Annotated in this window: 16 protein-coding genes and 1 tRNA gene; 11 read left to right on the forward strand and 6 right to left on the reverse strand. The window is 64.2% G+C overall.

All coding sequences use genetic code 11. The features are described from left to right. Both ACK5JE_RS11350 and ACK5JE_RS11355 read right to left on the reverse strand, forming a co-directional pair. On the reverse strand, window positions 1-800 hold an 800-nt coding region (locus tag ACK5JE_RS11350; protein ID WP_416801864.1), incomplete at its 3' end, for an IS256 family transposase. Window positions 801-897: 97 nt separating this feature from the next. Then, window positions 898-982, reverse strand: a tRNA-Leu gene (locus ACK5JE_RS11355). Window positions 983-1,094: 112 nt separating this feature from the next. Between ACK5JE_RS11355 and tig the strand changes: the two genes are divergently transcribed. The 4 genes from tig (at window position 1,095) to lon (ending at window position 7,018) form a co-directional block, all read left to right on the forward strand. Then, window positions 1,095-2,405: a trigger factor gene (gene tig / locus ACK5JE_RS11360; RefSeq protein WP_416801821.1), complete on the forward strand. Its 1,311-nt coding sequence runs from the start codon at window positions 1,095-1,097 to the stop codon at window positions 2,403-2,405. Window position 2,406: 1 nt separating this feature from the next. Continuing rightward, window positions 2,407-3,066: an ATP-dependent Clp endopeptidase proteolytic subunit ClpP gene (clpP, locus tag ACK5JE_RS11365; RefSeq protein WP_416801822.1), complete on the forward strand. Its 660-nt coding sequence runs from the start codon at window positions 2,407-2,409 to the stop codon at window positions 3,064-3,066. 10 nt (window positions 3,067-3,076) lie between these two features. Further along, the gene (gene clpX / locus ACK5JE_RS11370; RefSeq protein WP_416801823.1) at window positions 3,077-4,369 is read left to right on the forward strand and encodes an ATP-dependent Clp protease ATP-binding subunit ClpX; all 1,293 of its coding nucleotides are present in this window, start codon (window positions 3,077-3,079) and stop codon (window positions 4,367-4,369) included. Window positions 4,370-4,564: 195 nt separating this feature from the next. Further along, the gene (gene lon / locus ACK5JE_RS11375) at window positions 4,565-7,018 is read left to right on the forward strand and encodes an endopeptidase La (RefSeq protein WP_416801824.1); all 2,454 of its coding nucleotides are present in this window, start codon (window positions 4,565-4,567) and stop codon (window positions 7,016-7,018) included. A gap of 134 nt (window positions 7,019-7,152) precedes the next feature. On the opposite strand, the gene lexA is transcribed toward lon, so the two are convergent. Further along, window positions 7,153-7,902, reverse strand: coding sequence for a transcriptional repressor LexA (gene lexA / locus ACK5JE_RS11380; RefSeq protein ID WP_416801825.1), 750 nt, complete (start codon window positions 7,900-7,902; stop codon window positions 7,153-7,155). 186 nt (window positions 7,903-8,088) lie between these two features. Beyond that, entirely contained in the window at window positions 8,089-9,288 is a 1,200-nt protein-coding gene (locus ACK5JE_RS11385; RefSeq protein WP_416801826.1) for an aromatic amino acid transaminase, read from the reverse strand. A gap of 93 nt (window positions 9,289-9,381) precedes the next feature. Between ACK5JE_RS11385 and uvrB the strand changes: the two genes are divergently transcribed. The 6 genes from uvrB (at window position 9,382) to iscA (ending at window position 14,875) form a co-directional block, all read left to right on the forward strand. After that, window positions 9,382-11,469 (forward strand): excinuclease ABC subunit UvrB, encoded by a 2,088-nt coding sequence (gene uvrB / locus ACK5JE_RS11390; RefSeq protein WP_416801827.1) that lies wholly within the window; start codon window positions 9,382-9,384, stop codon window positions 11,467-11,469. Between the two features lie 215 nt (window positions 11,470-11,684). After that, complete coding sequence (locus ACK5JE_RS11395; RefSeq protein ID WP_416801865.1) at window positions 11,685-12,176, forward strand: low molecular weight protein-tyrosine-phosphatase; 492 nt, start codon at window positions 11,685-11,687, stop codon at window positions 12,174-12,176. A 229-nt stretch (window positions 12,177-12,405) separates the two neighbouring features. After that, the gene (gene iscR / locus ACK5JE_RS11400; protein ID WP_416801828.1) at window positions 12,406-12,927 is read left to right on the forward strand and encodes a Fe-S cluster assembly transcriptional regulator IscR; all 522 of its coding nucleotides are present in this window, start codon (window positions 12,406-12,408) and stop codon (window positions 12,925-12,927) included. 15 nt (window positions 12,928-12,942) lie between these two features. Beyond that, entirely contained in the window at window positions 12,943-14,154 is a 1,212-nt protein-coding gene (locus tag ACK5JE_RS11405; protein WP_416801829.1) for an IscS subfamily cysteine desulfurase, read from the forward strand. Further along, on the forward strand, window positions 14,154-14,543 hold the full coding sequence (locus ACK5JE_RS11410) for an iron-sulfur cluster assembly scaffold protein (protein ID WP_416801830.1): 390 nt from the start codon (window positions 14,154-14,156) through the stop codon (window positions 14,541-14,543). The genes ACK5JE_RS11405 and ACK5JE_RS11410 overlap by 1 nt, the downstream gene beginning before the upstream one ends. 8 nt (window positions 14,544-14,551) lie before the next feature. Continuing rightward, on the forward strand, window positions 14,552-14,875 hold the full coding sequence (gene iscA / locus ACK5JE_RS11415) for an iron-sulfur cluster assembly protein IscA (RefSeq protein ID WP_416801831.1): 324 nt from the start codon (window positions 14,552-14,554) through the stop codon (window positions 14,873-14,875). A gap of 111 nt (window positions 14,876-14,986) precedes the next feature. Here the strand turns inward: iscA and lysS are convergent, their stop codons facing one another. Together lysS and prfB are read right to left on the reverse strand one after the other, a co-directional pair. After that, window positions 14,987-16,504 carry a lysine--tRNA ligase gene (gene lysS, locus ACK5JE_RS11420; protein ID WP_416801832.1) on the reverse strand — a complete coding sequence of 506 codons (1,518 nt, stop codon included), beginning with the start codon at window positions 16,502-16,504 and terminating at the stop codon, window positions 14,987-14,989. A gap of 83 nt (window positions 16,505-16,587) precedes the next feature. After that, window positions 16,588-17,692 (reverse strand): peptide chain release factor 2 gene (gene prfB / locus ACK5JE_RS11425; protein WP_416801833.1). Its coding sequence is split into 2 segments (ribosomal slippage): window positions 16,588-17,610 and window positions 17,612-17,692, totalling 1,104 coding nucleotides; the frame shifts between segments, so codons are not numbered across the junction. A 155-nt stretch (window positions 17,693-17,847) separates the two neighbouring features. Between prfB and ACK5JE_RS11430 the strand changes: the two genes are divergently transcribed. Then, window positions 17,848-18,939 carry a tellurite resistance/C4-dicarboxylate transporter family protein gene (locus tag ACK5JE_RS11430; protein WP_416801866.1) on the forward strand — a complete coding sequence of 364 codons (1,092 nt, stop codon included), beginning with the start codon at window positions 17,848-17,850 and terminating at the stop codon, window positions 18,937-18,939. The last annotated feature ends 40 nt before the right edge of the window (window positions 18,940-18,979 follow it).

Below are 18,979 nucleotides of genomic sequence, written 5' to 3' on the forward strand. Positions count from 1 at the left end.
GGGAAGACCGCGTTGATGGCATCGGGCAGGCCCTTCAAGCCATCGACCACGGCAATCAGGATGTCCTGGCAGCCCCGGTTCTTGAGCTCATTGAAGACCTTCATCCAAAACTTGGCCCCCTCGGTTTGCTCGATCCACAGCCCCAGCACGTCACGCTCCCCATCAGCGTCGATCCCCAGGGCCAGGTAGACCGCCTTGTTGACCACCAGCCCGTCGGTGCGGATCTTCACGCGCAGGGCATCGAAGAACACCACCGGGTACATGCGCTCCAGGGGTCGGTTCTGCCAGGCCACCGTCTCGGCCATGACCTCGTCGGTGACCTCGCTGATAAGTTCGGGCGAGACATCCGTGCCATAGGTCTCAGCCAGGAATGCCTGGATCTCGCGCACGCTCATGCCTCGGGCGTACAGGGCGATGATGCGCTCATCGAACCCGGCGAAATGGCGCTCATGCTTGGGAATCAAGACCGGCTCGAAGGTACCGTCCCGGTCGCGGGGCAAGTGCACACGCATCGAGCCGTGTCTGGTCAACAGCGTTTTGGCGCTCACGCCGTTGCGCTCATCGGCCTGTTGGGCGGGCTTGTCTTCGCCGGCCCGGTAGCCCAGGTGGGCGTTCATCTCGCCAGCCATGGCCCGCTCGATGACCGCCTTGCCGAAGGCATCAATCAAGTCCTCGACCTCCATGGCCGACATCGGGCCTTCGACCAGGCCGTCCAAGAGGTGTTCAGGCAGCTTCGGGAACCGGGCTGTGCGGGCGGCCGCCTGGGCCGCAATCGATGGTTTCTTGTGTTTCACGGGCATATCCATGGTCGTTTCCTCTCATGTTATGCCTCGCCCACAAAATTCCGGACACTCTCGCGGGACCTTGAATCGATTCGCGCAGCAGCTTTCAGGGCCGTGGTGCGAACGGAGAGACTTGAACTCTCATGCCTTTCGGCGCCAGAACCTAAATCTGGTGCGTCTACCAATTCCGCCACGTTCGCCAAGCAAGCTGCGCATTATAACGTGAGTCGGCATGCGGCCCTGGGTGCCTACGAGGTGTCGTACTTTCCGCTAAAATAGCCCGTTTACCATCCATTATTCAATAGGTTCCGAATGCAGCCCGTGGTTGAAAAATTGTCCGGCCTGGAGCGCCGTGTTGATCTGACCGTCTCGGTCGCCGACATCGAAAAGGAAGTCCAGACGCAACTCAAGCGCGTCGCCAGGACCGCAAAGGTACAGGGCTTCCGGCCCGGCAAGGCGCCCCTGTCGGTCATCGAACGCAGCCATGGCCCGTCGGTTCGCTATGACGTCATCAACGCCCAGATCGGCAAATCCCTGGACAAGGTGATCGAGGAGGCCAAGCTGCGCGTGGCCGGCTCCCCCAGCCTGGAACCCAAGGTCGAAGGCGTCGAGGATGGCGTGATGGCGTTTTCCGCCACGTTCGAGGTCTATCCCGAGATCCAGCTGCCGGACCTGTCGTCCCTGAAAGTCACCCGCAACACCGTCGAGGTGGGTGATGCCCAGGTCCAGCAGACCATCGATATCCTGCGGCGTCAGCGTACGATCTTCAAGCCGGCCGCAGATCGCGCCGCCCAGAGCGGCGACCGTGTCACCCTGGATTTCGTGGGCACCATCGATGGCGTCGCCTTCGAGGGCGGCACCGCTCAGGATTTCCCCTTTGTGCTGGGCCAGGGCCGTATGTTGCCCGAATTCGAAGCCGCAGCCACCGGCCTGAAGGCCGGTGAGACCAAGGTCTTCCCGCTGGCGTTCCCCGAGGACTACGGCAGCCCCGCCGTGGCCGGCAGACAGGCCGAGTTCACCATCACTGTCAAAGAGGTCGCCGAGCCCGAACTGCCCGAGCTCGATGCCGATTTCGCCCGTGCGCTGGGCCAGGCCGAAGGCAACGTCGAGGCGCTGCTGGCCGATGTGCGCACCAATGTCGAACGCGAGGCCCTGGCCCGCGCCAAGAACCGCACCAAGGCCAGCGTCATGGACGCCCTGGCGGCTTCCTGCGACTTCGATCTGCCCAAGGCCCTGGTCGACAACGAAATCGCCAATCGCACGGCCGCCGCGCGCGAGGAACTGAAACAGCGCGGTCTGCCCAACGCCGACAGCATTCCCATCCCCGAGGACACCTTCCGTGCGGAGGCCGAGCGCCGCGTGCGGCTGGGGCTGCTGGTGGGCGAATTCATTCAGTCCGCCGACCTCAAGGCCAAGCCGGAGCAGGTTCGCGCCCGCATCGAGGATTTCGCCAAGAACTACGAGCAGCCCGCCCAGGTCGTGGCCTACTATCTGTCCGATCGCGAGCGCCGTGCCGAGATCGAGTCGCTGGTTCTGGAAGACAACCTCGTCGATCATGTCCTGGCCTCCGCGCAGGTGACCGACGAATCCGTCGATTTCGACACTTTGATGGGTACGCGCTGACATGTCCAGGTTTGCCGATTTCTACGCATCGATGTACGGTGGGGACTCGGTCGTCCCCACCGGACTGGGCTATGTGCCCATCGTGATCGAACAGTCCGGCCGCGGGGAACGATCCTACGACATCTATTCGCGCCTGCTGCGCGAACGGGTGATCTTTTTCGTCGGTCCCGTCAACGACCAGTCGGCCAATCTGGTCGTGGCGCAGCTGCTGTTCCTGGAATCGGAAAACCCCGACAAGGACATCTCGCTGTACATCAATTCCCCCGGCGGCTCGGTTTACGCCGGCATGGCCATTTTTGACACCATGCAGTTCGTCAAGCCCGAGGTCTCCACGCTGTGCACCGGTCTGGCGGCCAGCATGGGGGCGTTCCTGCTGGCTGCGGGAGCCAGGGGCAAGCGCTACGCGCTGCCCAACTCGCGCATCATGATTCACCAGCCCTCGGGCGGCGCGCAGGGCCAGGCCTCGGACATCCAGATCCAGGCCAAGGAAATCCTCAGCCTGCGCGAACGCCTGAACGGCATCCTGGCCGAACGCACGGGCCAGGACATCGCGCGCATCGCCGTGGACACCGAGCGTGACAACTTCATGTCCGCGGACGACGCGCGGGAATACGGATTGATCGACAAGGTATTGGTTTCGCGCACCGACGAAGCCAAGTGATTGGATAGCCATGACCGAAAAAAAAGGTTCCAGCGACAACAAGACGCTGCATTGTTCCTTCTGCAACAAAAGTCAGCATGAAGTCCACAAGCTGATCGCAGGGCCTTCCGTCTTCATCTGCGATGAGTGCATCGGCCTGTGCAACGACATCATCCGCGAAGAGTCCCAGGATGCGGCGCGGACTGCGGTGCGCAAGGAATTGCCCACGCCGCAGGAAATCAAGACCTTCCTCGATGGTTATGTCATTGGCCAGGAGGCACCCAAGCGCAATCTGGCGGTGGCGGTCTACAACCACTACAAGCGCATCCGCTATCAGGACGTCAAGGACGGCGATGTCGAACTGTCCAAGAGCAACATTCTGCTGATCGGCCCGACGGGTTCGGGCAAGACGCTGCTGGCCCAGACCCTGGCGCGCATGCTGGATGTGCCCTTCGTGATGGCCGATGCCACCACGCTGACCGAAGCCGGCTATGTCGGCGAGGACGTCGAGAACATCATCCAGAAGCTGCTGCAGAACTGCAACTACGAGGTCGAAAAGGCCCAGCGCGCCATCGTCTACATCGATGAAATCGACAAGATCGCGCGCAAGTCCGACAATCCGTCCATCACCCGGGATGTTTCGGGCGAGGGCGTGCAGCAGGCGCTGCTCAAGCTCATCGAGGGCACCGTCGCCTCGGTGCCGCCGCAGGGCGGGCGCAAGCATCCGAACCAGGATTTCGTCCAGGTCGACACCACCAATATCCTGTTCATCGTGGGCGGTGCCTTCGATGGTCTCGAAAAGATCATTCGCGACCGCAGCGAGCGCTCCGGCATCGGGTTTTCCGCGACCGTGCGGGCGCGTTCCGAGCGCGGCGTGGGCGAGCTGTTCGCCGATGTCGAGCCCGAGGATCTGATCAAGTTCGGCCTGATCCCGGAACTCGTCGGCCGGCTGCCGGTGGTCGCCACGCTCGAGGAACTGACCGAGGACACGCTGGTGCGCATCCTCACCGAGCCGCGCAATGCCGTGGTCAAACAGTTCCAGAAGCTGTTCGAGATGGAAGACGTCGAACTGGACGTGACCCCCGAGGCGCTGGCGGCGATCGCCCGCCGGGCGCTCAAGCGCCGCACGGGCGCCCGGGGGCTGCGCTCCATCGTCGAGCAGGCGCTGCTGAGCACGATGTACGAACTGCCCTCGCGCCTGGATATCAACCGCGTCGTCCTGGAAAAGGACGCGGTCGAGGGGCAGAGCGCGCCGACGCTGGTCGAGGGGCCCCGGCCCGAGCGCCAGACGGAAGAAAAGCCCCTGCGTTCCGCCGCCGCCTGACGCCGCCTCGGGGGCATTGCCCCTCCTGGCGGATGGGAAATGCCGGGTTGGCGACGCGCGGGGTTCCCGTATACTGGCGAGGTGACCCGGCTCTTGAAAAGTCTCCGTCCGGCACCATATTCATCAGCAGGCACTACACGAAAAAGGAAGCCTGCGCTTCCTTTTTCTCAGATTCAATAGCTTGAGGAATCAACCATGTCTGCTAGCCAGATTCTGTCCCGGGAACCTGTGGAACTGCCCCTGCTGCCGTTGCGCGACGTCGTGGTCTTTCCCCATATGGTCATCCCTCTGTTCGTCGGGCGGCCGCGCTCCATCAAGGCGCTTGAGCTCGCCATGGAGGCGGGCAGCAGTGTCATGCTGGTCGCCCAGAAATCCGCCGGCAAGGACGAACCCACGCCCGACGATCTGTACGAGATCGGTTGCGCGGCCAATATCCTGCAGATGCTGAAATTGCCCGACGGCACCGTCAAGGTCCTGGTCGAAGGTCTGCAGCGCGCCCGCATCCATGAGGTCACCGACGCCGAATCGCATTTTTCGGCGCAGGTTTCCGGCATTGACGAGGACAAGTCAGATCAGGCCGAAGCCGAGGCGTTGCGCCGCGCGGTCATGGCCCAGTTCGAACAGTACGTCAAACTGAACAAGAAAATCCCGCAGGAAATCCTGACCTCGCTGTCCGGGATCGAGGATGCCGGTCGTCTGGCCGACACCATCGCCGCGCACCTGCCCCTGAAGATCGAGCAAAAACAATCCCTGCTCGACATGTCCGGCGCGGCGCGCCGCCTGGAGGCGTTGCTGGCCCAGCTGGAATCGGAAATCGAGATCCTGCAGGTCGAGAAGCGCATCCGCGGCCGCGTCAAGAAACAGATGGAGAAGAGCCAGCGGGACTACTACCTGAACGAACAGGTCAAGGCCATCCAGAAGGAGCTGGGCGAGGGCGAGGAAGGTGCCGACATCGAAGAGCTCGAGCGCCGGATCGCGGCCGCGCACCTGCCCAAGGAGGCCCGCAAAAAGGCCGACGCCGAGTTGAAAAAGCTCAAGCTGATGTCGCCCATGTCGGCCGAAGCCACCGTGGTGCGCAACTACATCGACACGCTGCTGAGCCTGCCCTGGCGCAAGAAAAGCCGCGTCAACAATGCATTGCAGAACGCCGAGGAAGTGCTCGACGCGGACCACTACGGTCTTGAAAAGGTCAAGGAGCGCATCGTCGAATACCTGGCGGTGCAGCAGCGCGTGGACAAGCTCAAGGCGCCGATCCTGTGCCTGGTCGGCCCTCCGGGCGTGGGCAAGACGTCGCTGGGCCAGTCCGTGGCGCGCGCGACCAATCGCAAGTTCGTGCGCATGGCGCTGGGCGGCGTGCATGACGAGGCCGAGATCCGGGGCCATCGGCGCACCTACATCGGTTCCATGCCGGGCAAGATCCTGCAGAACATGGCCAAGGTCGGCGTGCGCAATCCGCTGTTCCTGCTTGATGAGCTCGACAAGCTGGGCGCCGATTTTCGCGGTGATCCGTCCTCGGCGCTGCTGGAAGTGCTCGATCCCGAACAGAACCATACCTTTCAGGATCACTACATCGAGGTCGATTTCGATCTGTCGGACGTCATGTTCGTGGCGACCAGCAACACGCTGAACATTCCGCCGGCGCTGCTGGACCGGATGGAGGTCATCCGTCTGTCGGGCTACACCGAAGACGAAAAGGTCCATATCGCCTTCGATCACCTGCTGCCCAAGCTGATGAAGAACAACGGCGTCCAGGACGGCGAACTGAGCATTTCCGAGGACGCAGTCCGCGACATCGTGCGTTATTACACGCGCGAGGCCGGGGTGCGGGCGCTGGAACGCGAGATCTCCAAGATCTGCCGCAAGACCGTCAAGCGCTTGCTGAGCAACCCGCCCGAAAAAGGCAAGAAAACCAACGACCAGGCGTCGATCGTGGTCTCCGCCGCCAATCTGAATGATTTCCTGGGGGTGCGCCGCTACAATTTCGGCATGGCCGAAAAGGAAGACAAGGTCGGTCAGGTGACGGGGCTGGCCTGGACGGAGGTCGGCGGCGATCTGCTGACCATCGAGGCGGCCGACATGCCGGGCAAGGGCGTGGTTCAGCGCACGGGTTCATTGGGCGACGTGATGAAGGAATCGGTCGAAGCCGCCCGCACGGTGGTGCGCGCCCGCGCCCGCCAGTGGGGTATTGCCGATCAGGCCTTCGAGAAGCGTGACCTGCACGTGCATTTCCCGGAAGGCGCCACCCCCAAGGATGGTCCCTCTGCGGGGGCCGCCATCACCACGGCCATGGTGTCCGCGCTGACCGGCATTCCGGTGCGCGCCGATGTGGCCATGACGGGCGAGATCACTCTGCGCGGCGAGGTACTGGAAATCGGCGGCCTCAAGGAAAAACTGCTGGCCGCGCATCGCGGCGGGATCAAGACTGTGATGATTCCCGAGGAAAACGTCAAGGATCTGGCGGAAATTCCGGACAACGTGAAAAACCACCTGGAAATCATTCCGGTGCGCTGGATCGACCGGGTGCTGGAAGTCGCCTTGCAGCACATGCCGGTCCCGCTGTCGGACGAAGAAGTCGCCCGTCTGGCGGGCGAGGCAGTGGCCGCCAGCAAGCCGACTGAGACCGGCAGCGGCGGGGTGCTCAAGCACTGATACAGGGGTTTTGCCGGCCCGCCGCTGTCCGTGCGGCCCCAGGGGTTTCCTGTTCAGGAAGCCCCTGTTTTTTGGGAGGAACATTCAGGCGCGCGCGAGAGCGGCCGGTCAGGGCGGCGGGAGGTGCCGCGAGTTCAGTGCAGCGCGCCGGTGCGGATCAGGCCGACGGCAATGCCCTCGATGGCAAAGTCGTCGCCCGGCCCCACGATGATCGGTCTGAAGTCGGGATTCTCGGGCAGCAGGCGGATCGTCTGGCCCTGATGATCCAGGCGTTTGACGGTGACGTCGTCGCCCAGCCGGGCAACCACGATCTGGCCATGGCGGGCGAGGGGCGTGCTGCGCACGGCCAGCAGGTCGCCATCCAGGATGCCGGCATCGCGCATGCTGCTGCCGCGCACGCGCAGCAGGTAGTCGGGCGCGGCCTCGAACAGATGCGGCGCCAGGGGAATCTCGCGTTCGACATGCTCGGCGGCCAGCACGGGGCTGCCGGCGGCGACACGGCCCACCAGCGGCACCAGATGGCTGTCGGAGGGGGCGATCCAGAGGGGCGCCCCGGGAAGCGGGCCGGGCGCGAGGGCCGGAGCGAAACCGGCCTGGGGGGATGTCGCGGATCGATCCGGCCTGGCGGGTGTCTGGGTCGGTGTGGCGCCGTTGACGGGGGGCTGATCCGGGTGAATGAGCTGGATGCCGCGCGAGGTGGCCGCCGACAGGCGGATGTAACCTTTGCGTTCGAGCGCGCGCAGATGGTCTTCGGCCGCGTTGGCGGAACGAAAGCCCAGTTCACGGGCAATCTCGGCGCGGGTTGGAGGGCGCCCCGTCTGCCGGATGGCTTGACCGATGAGATCCAGGATCTGGGACTGCCGGACGGTAAGTTTCAGTGCCATGTCGTGTCACTGGATGAAAACACAGTCTTCATTGTGACAGAGGGTTGCCACTGGCGCAAGCATGCCGCGCCTCGCATGCCGCGCCTCGAGGTCTGCCTTTGACCCGGATTCGTCGGCCCTGATTCGTCGGCCCTGATTCGTTGGCCCGGGCGCCGCCAGTGGAGACGGTCCTCGGGCCCGATGCGCTCAAATGACGCGGGCGATGGACTGGGCGACGTAATCGATGTTGCCGCTGTTGATCGCGGCCACGCAGATGCGGCCACTGCCGACGGCGTAGATGCCGAAATCCTCGCGCAGGCGATCCACCTGGGCCTTGGTCAGACCGGAGTACGAGAACATGCCGCGCTGGGTCTTGACGAAGCTGAAGTCCTGATCCACGCCCTGCGCCTGGATCTTTTCGACCAGTTGATGGCGCATGGCGCGGATACGGTCGCGCATGCCGGCCAGCTCGTCGATCCATTGCACGTACAGTTCAGGCGTGTTCAGCACGGTCGAGACCAGCGCGCCGCCATGGGTGGGCGGGTTGGAGTAGTTGGTGCGGATGAGGCGCTTGAGCTGGCTGAGCACCCGTGTGCCTTCCTCGTCGTCGCTGGTCACCAGCGTCAGGGCGCCGACGCGCTCGCCGTACAGCGAAAAGGACTTGGAGAACGAGGAGCTGATAAACATGGTCATGCCCAGTTCTGCGAACAGGCGCACCACGAAGGCGTCTTCTTCGGTGCCCGAGCCAAAGCCCTGGTAGGCGATGTCCAGGAAGGGCACCAGCTGGCCGGCCTGCAGCGTGCGGGCGATTTCCCGCCATTGTTCCGGGCTGGGATCGACACCAGTCGGATTGTGGCAGCAGGCGTGCAGCACCACGATGGTGCCCGCGGGCAGGGTGCGCAGCGAGGCCAGCATGCCTTCGAAATTCAGGCCGTGCGTGGCGGCGTCATAGTAGTCGTAGCTGACGACCCGGAAGCCGGCGTCGGTGAACAGGGCCTGGTGATTGGCCCAGCTGGGGTTGCTGATGGCGACCTGGGCATCGGGCAGGACCCGCTTGAGGAAATCGGCGCCGACTTTCAGGGCGCCGGTGCCGCCCAGGGTCTGAACCGTCAGCGAGCGGTGCTCGGCGATGAGCGGCGAGTCGGCACCCAGCAGCAGGGCGCACGCGCCGGTGTTGTAGCCGGGGATGCCGTCGATGGGCAGGTAATTGCGAGGCTCGGCCTGTTCGAACAGACGGGTCTCGGCCTGGCGGACGGCCTTGAGCAGGGGAATCCGGCCTGCGTCGTCATAGTAGACGCCGACACCGAGATTGACCTTGGTGGGCCGGGTATCGGCCTTGAATTGTTCGTTCAGGCCCAGGATGGGGTCGCGCGGGGCGAGTTCGACGGATGCGAAGATGGAGGACATGGTTACCGGGAGGACGAGAGAGAGGAGTCTTGGTCACGGGGGCCAACAGTGTGATAATAAGGGGTTTACCCGAACAGTGTCCAGTTAAGCGTCATGCTCCGCCAGGCCAGATCCACGGTCGGTTCTCCGGCCGATTCCGCATCCGCCGTCCCGGTTGTTTCCGAGGACGGGCCGGGGTTCGTCCAGTATCCGGACAGCCCTTTCCAGCTCTTTCAGCCCTATCCGCCGGCCGGGGATCAGCCCGCCGCGATCGACGGGCTGGAAGCGGGGGTGGGCGACGGGCTCATGTGCCAGACCCTGCTGGGCGTGACCGGTTCCGGCAAGACCTACACGATGGCCAATCTGATTGCCCGCACCGGCCGGCCGGCCATCGTGCTGGCACCCAACAAGACCCTGGCGGCCCAGCTCTATGCCGAGATGCGCGAGTTTTTCCCCCGCAACGCGGTGGAATACTTCGTCTCCTACTACGACTACTACCAGCCCGAGGCCTATGTGCCGTCGCGCGACCTGTTCATCGAAAAGGACTCGTCCATCAACGAGCACATCGAACAGATGCGTCTGTCGGCCACCAAGAGCCTGCTGGAACGCGCCGACACCATCATCGTGGGCACGGTCTCCTGCATCTACGGGATCGGCAATCCGGGCGACTACCATGCGATGGTGCTGACCTTGCGCAAGGGCGATCGGGTCGGCCGCCAGGAGGTTCTGGCGCGGCTGGTGTCCATGCAGTACGAGCGCAACGACATGGAATTCTCCCGGGGCACGTTCCGCGCACGCGGCGAGATCATCGATGTCTTTCCGGCCGAGCATGCCGAGCACGCGCTGCGCATCACGCTGTTCGATGACGAGATCGAGTCCCTGGAGCTGTTCGATCCCCTGACGGGCAAGCCGGTCCAGAGTCTGGTGCGGTTCACGATTTTCCCCAGTTCCCACTATGTGACGCCACGCGAGACCGTGCTGCGCGCCATCGAAACCATCAAGGAGGAACTGCGCGAGCGGCTGGCCGAGCTGACCGATGCGGGCCGGCTGGTCGAGGCCCAGCGGCTGGAACAACGCACCCGCTTCGATCTGGAAATGCTCCAGGAACTGGGGTTCTGCAAGGGGATCGAGAACTATTCCCGGCACTTGTCGGGCGCGCTGCCGGGCGAGCCGCCGCCGACCTTGATCGACTACCTGCCCGCCAACGCACTGATGTTCATCGACGAGAGCCATGTCACGATCGGCCAGCTGGGCGGCATGTATCGGGGCGATCGCTCCCGCAAGGAAACCCTGGTGCAATTCGGCTTTCGTCTGCCCTCGGCGCTGGACAATCGTCCCCTGCGGCTCGAGGAGTTCGAGGCGCGCATGCCGCAATGCGTTTTCGTCTCGGCCACGCCGGGACCCTACGAGGCCCAGCATGCCGATCAGGTCGTCGAGCAGGTCGTGCGCCCGACCGGCCTGGTGGACCCCGAAGTCGAACTGCGGCCGGCCGTCACCCAGGTCGATGACCTGTTGGGAGAGGCCAAGCTGCGGATTGCGCGCCAGGAGCGTGTGCTGGTCACCACGCTGACCAAGCGCATGGCCGAGGATCTGACCGAGTACCTGGCCGAAAACGGCCTCAAGGTCCGCTATCTGCATTCGGACATCGACACGGTCGAGCGGGTCGAGATCATTCGCGATCTGCGGTTGGGGACGTTCGACGTCCTGGTCGGGATCAATCTGCTGCGCGAGGGCCTGGATATCCCTGAAGTCTCCCTGGTGGCGATCCTGGATGCCGACAAGGAGGGCTTCCTGCGCTCGGAACGCAGCCTGATCCAGACGATCGGCAGGGCGGCGCGCAATCTGAACGGTCGCGCCATCCTGTATGCCGATCAGGTGACCGACTCCATGCGCCGGGCCATGGACGAGACGGCCCGCCGTCGGGAAAGACAGCAGGCATTCAATGCCGAGCATGGCATCACGGCGCGGGGGGTCAGCAAGGCCGTGCGTGACCTGATCGACGGTGTGGCCGTCTCGGCGGCATCGGCATCGGGCCGTGCCGAGTACGACGAGGCCGCCCTGCGCGACGAGAAATCCCTGGCGCGGGAAATCCGCCGCCTGGAGCAGCGCATGAACGAGCATGCCCGCAACCTGGAATTCGAACAGGCGGCCTCGGTGCGCGATGCCTTGCGCGCGCTGAAGGCACGGGTTCTCATGGAATGATCCGGCGTGGCCTGCCCGTCCCTTGGGGCGGGCCGGGCAGGCCGCCTGGCTGGGCCTCGCGGCAGGCCGGGCGGATCGCCTGGATTCGAAGCGCGGCAGGGGCGGGGCGCCCGGGCGCCGGTCTGACCGGAGGGGTGTTTCACACCTCAGGTTTTTTTGGGATTTTCCTCAGAAAATACTTGCCAATTTCCGGGTTTTCCCGCACACTTTCATTCATCATGCATAAGGTCCTTTTTGTCTGTACGGGCAACATCTGCCGTTCCCCCACCGCTCAGGGCGTTTTCCAGCATCTCGTCGACGAAGCCGGCTTGTCCGACTCGATCGGGGTCGACTCCGCCGCGACCCACCACTTCCATGTGGGCGAGGCCCCGGATGCGCGTGCGCAGGCCGCAGCGCACAAGCGCGGTTACGATCTTTCGGCGCTCGTGGCCCGCAAGATCCGCGCCGATGACTTCCGCGATGCCGATCTGATCCTGGCCATGGACTGGGAAAACCTGTCCGCGCTGCAGCAGCAGTGCCCCAAGGTCTATCAGCACAAGCTCATGCTGCTGATGCGCTTCTCGAACGAGTTCGAGGAGGCCACCGTGCCGGATCCCTATTACGGCGGTCCCGAGGGCTTCAATAAGGTGCTGGACTACATCGAGGACTCCTGCCAGGGAGTGCTCGAGCTGGTGCGCAAGCGCGCGCTGCAGTATCAGGCTGCCTGATCCTTTTCTTTCTCCGAACCAGGGGCGCCTGCCATGCGGGCGCCCCTGGTTTTTTTGCGCACGCGAGACCAATACCCTTGTTGTCCTGTCGGAATTGACAACCATCAAGTTTTATCAGTGCATAGAGGGGGCCACCAGCGATTTGGTCCGGCTGGAAGCGTATACTTGACTTAAATACTCGGGTATCCATTCTGCCCGGAAATTCTCCGCACCCACAGAGGACTTCATCATGCGTTTGACGACCAAGGGACGTTTCGCCGTGACGGCAATGATCGATCTGGCCTTGCGCCATCACAGTGGCCCGGTCACGCTGGCGGCGATCAGTTCGCGCCAGAATATTTCACTGTCCTATCTGGAACAGCTGTTCGGCAAACTGCGCCGGCATGAGCTGGTCGACAGCGTGCGCGGCCCGGGAGGCGGTTATACCCTGGCCCGCCAGGTACGCGACATTTCGGTCGCCGATATCATCTTTGCGGTGGACGAACCGCTGGACGCGACCAGTTGCGGGGGCAAGGAAGACTGCAACATCGGCCGCAACGGCCAGAGCGGCAAATGCATGACGCATGACCTGTGGGCGACTTTGAGTCGTAAAATGCTGGAATATCTGGACTCGGTTTCCTTGCAGGACCTGGTCGATCAGCAGCGGCTGCGCGAATGGCAGGAATCCGGCCATATGCGCAATGGCCGCGCGACGATCCCGATTACGCAGGTGTCGGCCGACACCCCCGTCCAGGAGTCTCTATCGGCCTGATTTTCCGGAGTTTCAATGTCACAGGGCCCGCTCCCGATCTATCTGGACTATTCCTCCACCACCCCCGTCGATGAGCGGGTTCTCCAGGCCATGCTGCCCTGGCTGACCGAGCGTTTCGGCAATCCCGCCTCCAACAGCCATGCCTGGGGCTGGGATGCGGAGGAGGCCGTCGAACAGGCCCGGCGGCAGGTCGCGGCCCTGATTCATGCCGACTCGAACGAAATCGTCTGGACCTCCGGCGCCACCGAGTCCGATAATCTGGCAATCAAGGGCGCCGCGCATTTTCATGCCGGCCGGGGCAAGCACATCGTCACGGTCCGCACCGAGCACAAGGCGGTGCTGGATCCCTGTCTGGAACTCGAACGCCAGGGCTTCGAGGTGACCCGGCTGGCGGTGGATGCCCAAGGCCTGGTCGGCACGGATGCGCTGGCCGCCGTCCTGCGCGCCGACACGATTCTGGTGTCGGTGATGCTGGTCAACAACGAGATCGGTGTCATCCAGGACATCGCCGCGCTGGCGGCGCTGTGCCGTGCGCGCAATATCCTGTTTCATACGGATGCAGCCCAGGCGACAGGCAAACTGCCGATCGATGTGGGTGCGCTGGATGTGGACCTGATGTCCCTGTCGGCGCACAAGACCTACGGCCCCAAGGGGATCGGAGCACTGTACGTACGGCGCAAGCCGCGCGCGCGCCTGGACGCGCAGATCCACGGGGGAGGACATGAACGTGGTCTGCGTTCGGGCACGTTGCCCACTCACCAGATCGTCGGCATGGGGGCAGCCTTTGCCCTGGCCGGCGAGCTGATGGAGACCGAGATTCCCCGGATCCGCGCCTTGCGAGACCGGTTGTGGGACGGCCTGCGCGACCTGCCGGACGTCTGCCTCAACGGCGATACGGACCAGCGTGTGGCCAATACGCTGAACATCAGCGTGGCGCATGTCGAGGGCGAGGCGCTGCTGATGTCCGTGCCCGAGCTGGCCCTGTCCTCGGGATCGGCCTGCACCTCGGCCAGCCTGGAGCCGTCGCATGTGTTGCGGGCGCTGGGACGCAGCGATACGCTGGCGCACAGCTCGTTGCGCCTGACCCTGGGGCGTTACAGCACCCAGGACGAGGTGGACCGGGCCGTGCAATTGCTGCGGGTCCAGATCGCGCGCTTGCGCGAACTGTCCCCGCTCTGGGAGATGCGCCAGCAGGGGACCCTGGGCGTCTGGGCGGAGCAGTGCTGATGGCCGGGCCGTCTTATGGGCCTCAGGTCCTCGAGCATTACCTGCATCCGCGCAATGTCGGCTCTTTCGATACCGAAGACCCTTGCGTGGGGACGGCGCTGGTCGGATCGCCGGAACTCGGTCAGATCCTGAAACTGCAGATCCGGCTGGATGGCGTTACCATAGAATCCGCCTGCTTTCGCGCATTCGGCTGCGGCGAGGCCATCGCGGCGGGATCGCTGGCAACCGAATGGCTGCGGGGGCGGGATCTGAATCAGGCGCTGGCCATCGGCAGCCAGGACATCGTCCAGGCGCTGGGCCTGCCAACCGACAAGCTGCATTGCGCGCTGCTGGCCCAGGATGCCATCCGGGCCGCCGTGAACGACTACACCGACAAACATCATTCCTGAGGCACATCATGGGAATCACGCTGACACAACAGGCCGCCGAGCACATCCGGCGCCATCTGGACAAACGCGGCAAGGGTCTGGGCCTGCGCCTGGGGGTCAAGCCCTCGGGGTGCTCGGGCATGTCCTACCATCTGGAATATGTCGATGATCCCGGCGCGGAGGACCTGGTTTTCGAGCAGTTCGGCGCGCGCGTGTACGTGGCGCCCGACAGCCTGCCCTATTTGCAGGGCACGGAACTGGACTACGCCCGGGAGGGCCTGAACGAGGGCTTCCGCTTCAATAATCCCAACGAAAAGGCAGCCTGCGGCTGCGGGGAGTCGTTCTCCATCTGAGGCGCGGCTTTTTTCTGCGGCCACGCGGGGCTGAGGAATCTCCCCGCGTGGCCGCTTGTCATGGGCTGAACGCCTCGCGCGCGCGGCCGTTCGCTATTGGAACGGCGCGGATCAGTCCTCGCGCCGCAGGTGCGGGAACAGGATCACGTCGCGGATGTTGGGGCTGTCGGTCAGCATCATCACCAGACGGTCGATGCCGATGCCGCAACCGCCCGTGGGCGGCATGCCGTATTCCAGGGCGCGCACGTAATCCGCATCGTAGTACATGGCCTCCTCGTCGCCGGCGTCCTTGGCGGCCACTTGCGCCTGAAAGCGGGCGGCCTGGTCTTCCGGATCGTTCAGTTCGGAAAAACCGTTGGCGATCTCGCGCCCGCAGGCGAACAGTTCGAAGCGCTCGGTGATGCCGGCCTGCGTGTCGGAGGCTCGCGCCAGCGGGGAGACTTCGACCGGGTAGTCGATGATGAAGGTGGGGTGCCAGAGCCTGGCCTCGGCGGTTTCCTCGAATAGCGCCAGCTGCAACGCCCCCAGACCGGCATGGGCCAGGACCGGGCCGTCGATGTCCGCGCCCAGGCGGCGCAGCTCGCTTCGCAGCCAGGCCTCGTCCTCGAGTTGCGTGGCGGCGTAGCCGGGGGTGTGCTTGAGGATGGTCTCGGCGATGGTCAGCCGGTCGAAGGCGCGTTCCAGGTCCAGGGCCTGGCCCTGGTAGACCAGGCTGGCGGTGCCGCAGGCGCGCCGGGCTGTCTCGCGGATCAGGGTTTCGGTGTAGTCCATCAGCCAGCGATAGTCCGTGTACGCCGCATAGAATTCCATCATCGTGAATTCCGGGTTGTGGCGCGGGCTGACGCCCTCATTGCGGAAATTGCGGTTGATCTCGAAAACCCGCTCGAAACCGCCGACGATCAGGCGCTTGAGATACAGTTCCGGCGCGATGCGCAGGTACATGTCCATGTCCAGCGCATTGTGGTGCGTGATGAACGGCTTGGCCGCCGCGCCGCCGGGGATGGGGTGCAGCATCGGCGTCTCGACTTCGAGGAAGCCGGCTTCCGCCATGACCTGGCGGATCGCGGTGACGATGCGGCTGCGCGCCAGAAAGGTCTCGCGCGTGCCCTCGGTCATGATCAGGTCGACGTACCGCTGGCGGTAGCGCAGTTCTTGGTCGGCCACCCCATGAAATTTGTCGGGCAGGGGGCGCAAGGACTTGGACAGCAGGCGCAGGGACTGCACACGCAGCGACAGCTCGCCCTTGCGCGTCTTGAACACCTCGCCTTCGGCGCCGATGATGTCGCCGATGTCCCAGGACTTGAAGGCGGCATAGGCTTCGTCGCCCAGGACGCCGCGGTCCAGGTACAGCTGCAGCCGGCCGGTGGCGTCCTGCAGGGTGGCGAAACTGGCCTTGCCCATGATGCGCTTGAGCATCATGCGCCCCGCAATGCGGGCATGCCGTCCCAGGGTTTGCAGGGCCTCCTCGTCCAGCGCTCCGCAATCCCGGTGCACCTCGGCGGCATGCGTATCGGGCCGGAAATCATTGGGAAAGGCGGGGCCGGCCTGGCGCAGCGCGTCCAGCTTGGCGCGCCGCTCGGCGATCAGGCGGTTCTCGTCGGGGGTTTGGAGGTCGGTCTGCGAAGTCATGTCGTGCAATCAGTGGTGAGGGGCGAGGGCGGTCTGATGGGCAGGCGGCCCGCAGCGGGCCGCCTGCCGGGGGCGAACAGGCGCTATACGCCCTGCTTGAGGCTGGCCGTGATGAAGGGGTCCAGGTCGCCGTCCAGGACTTTCTGGGTATTGGAAATCTCCACGCCGGTGCGCAGGTCCTTGATGCGGCTCTGGTCCAGCACATAGGAGCGGATCTGGTGTCCCCAGCCGACATCGCTCTTGGCGTCTTCCAGTTTTTGCTGCTCCGCCATGCGCTTGCGCATCTCCAGTTCGTACAGGCGAGATTTCAGCATCTGCATGGCTTCGGCGCGGTTGCGGTGCTGGGAACGGTCGTTCTGGCATTGCACGACGATGCCGGTGGGCTGGTGCGTGATGCGCACGGCCGAGTCGGTCTTGTTGATGTGCTGTCCGCCGGCGCCGCTGGCGCGGTAGGTGTCGATGCGCAGGTCCGCCGGATTGATGTCGATCTCGAAGGAATCGTCGATTTCCGGATAGACGAAGACGCTGGCAAAGGACGTGTGCCGGCCATTGGAGGAATCGAAGGGGCTCTTGCGCACCAGCCGGTGCACGCCGGTCTCGGTGCGCAGCAGGCCGTAGGCGTATTCGCCCTCGAACTTGATGGTGGCCGACTTGATGCCGGCGACTTCGCCCTCGGATTCTTCCAGGACCTCGGCCTTGAAATCCTTGCGCTCACCGTAGTGCAGGTACTGGCGCAACAGCATGGATGCCCAGTCCTGGGCCTCGGTGCCGCCCGCGCCGGCCTGGATGTCGACGAAGCAGTTCAGCGGGTCGGCCGGGTTGGCGAACATGCGGCGGAATTCGAGGGCCTCCAGGCGTTCGCCCAGCGCGGCGCAATCCTGTTCGATGGCGCGCAGGGTGGCGTCATCGTCATCGGCGCTGGCCAGCTCGAACAGGTCGCGGGCGTCGTTCAGGCCGCGCTCCAGTTCGGTCAGCGTGCCGACGACGGTTTCCAGGGATTTTTTTTCGCGGCCCAGGTCCTGGGCGTGCGGCGGATCGTTCCAGACGTCCGGGTTTTCCAGTTCGGCGTTGACGACGAGCAGGCGTTCGGCCTTGGCATCGTAGTCAAAGATACCTCCGCAACAGACCCTGGCGCTCGGCGTAGTCGTCGATGCGGGCAATGATCTGGTTCTGGTGTTCGGCTTCCATGGATGTATCCTGTATCGGTCGCGTGGCGTGACGCACGGATTGAAAAACGGGTAATCTGCCATTTTAGCGCGCTCTGAATCAGAGCGCCCGAGAACGGTGTACCACCCAAAGGAGGCCCCGCCATGCAAGCACCGGACCCGGACCGCCGTGTGCCCATCCCCGCCGCCGCGCGCGCGTTAAAGCCTGTGGAGGGGGCGTCGCCGCCCTGGTGGCATGAACTCCTGCGCGAGCTGTCTCCAGCCTATTTTGGCCTGGTGATGGCGACCGGAATCGTTTCGCTGGCGTCGAACATGATGGACTACCCGCAGCTCGCGCGGGCGCTGTTCGTCCTCAACGTGATCCAGTATGCGGTGTTGTGGCTGGTCTATCTGCTGCGCGCCTGTCTGTTTCCCCGGCGTTTTTTTGGCGACATGATCGATCATGCCCGGGGGCCCGGCTATTTCACGGTGGTGGCCGCCACGGGGATCCTGGCGAGCCAGTCCATCCTGCTGCATGAGGGGCTGCTGATGGGCTTTGGCCTGTGGTGGCTTGCCGTGATCCTGTGCGTGGGCCTGACGTATACGATCTTTACGACCTTCACGGTCAAAAAGGAAAAACCCCCCCTGGACAAAGGCATCAGCGGCGCCTGGCTGCTGGCGGTGGTGGCAACCCAGGCGCTGGCGGTCTCGGGGGCGTTGCTGGCCGCCCGGATCGGACAGCCGTTCCGGCTCGAATTGAACCTGGTGGCGCTGTCGATGTGGCTGTGGGGCGGAATGCTGTACATCTGGATGATGTCGCTGATTTTCTACCGCTATACTTTTTTCCCGTTCTCTCCGGGCGATCTGTCGCCGCCGTACTGGATCAACATGGGCGCCATGGCGATCTCCACGCTGGCCGGGTCGCTGCTGATCCAGAACGCGCCCCATGCGCCTTATCTCGTGTCGCTGCTGCCCTTTCTCAGGGGCTTTACCGTGTTCTATTGGGCGACCGGAACCTGGTGGATCCCGATGCTGCTGGTGCTGGGGATCTGGCGCCACGTCTTCCAGCGTTTTCCGTTCAGCTACGATCCGTTGTATTGGGGGGCGATCTTCCCCCTGGGGATGTACGCGGCCAGCACCTGGCAGATGAACCGCGCGATGGGCTTTGATTTTCTGGGCTTTTTGCCGGTGACGTTTTTGTATGTCGCCTGGTTCGGCTGGCTGGTGACGTTCATCGCCATGGTGCGCCGCCTGCTGCGTCTGGTGCGAAGGCGTGGCGCCCCGGCCTGAGCGGGATGATGGTTTGCGGTGAATGCCCGGCCCCGAAGGT

It is taken from the genome of Castellaniella sp. (assembly GCF_047971665.1).
In the GTDB taxonomy this organism is placed as follows: domain Bacteria; phylum Pseudomonadota; class Gammaproteobacteria; order Burkholderiales; family Burkholderiaceae_B; genus Castellaniella.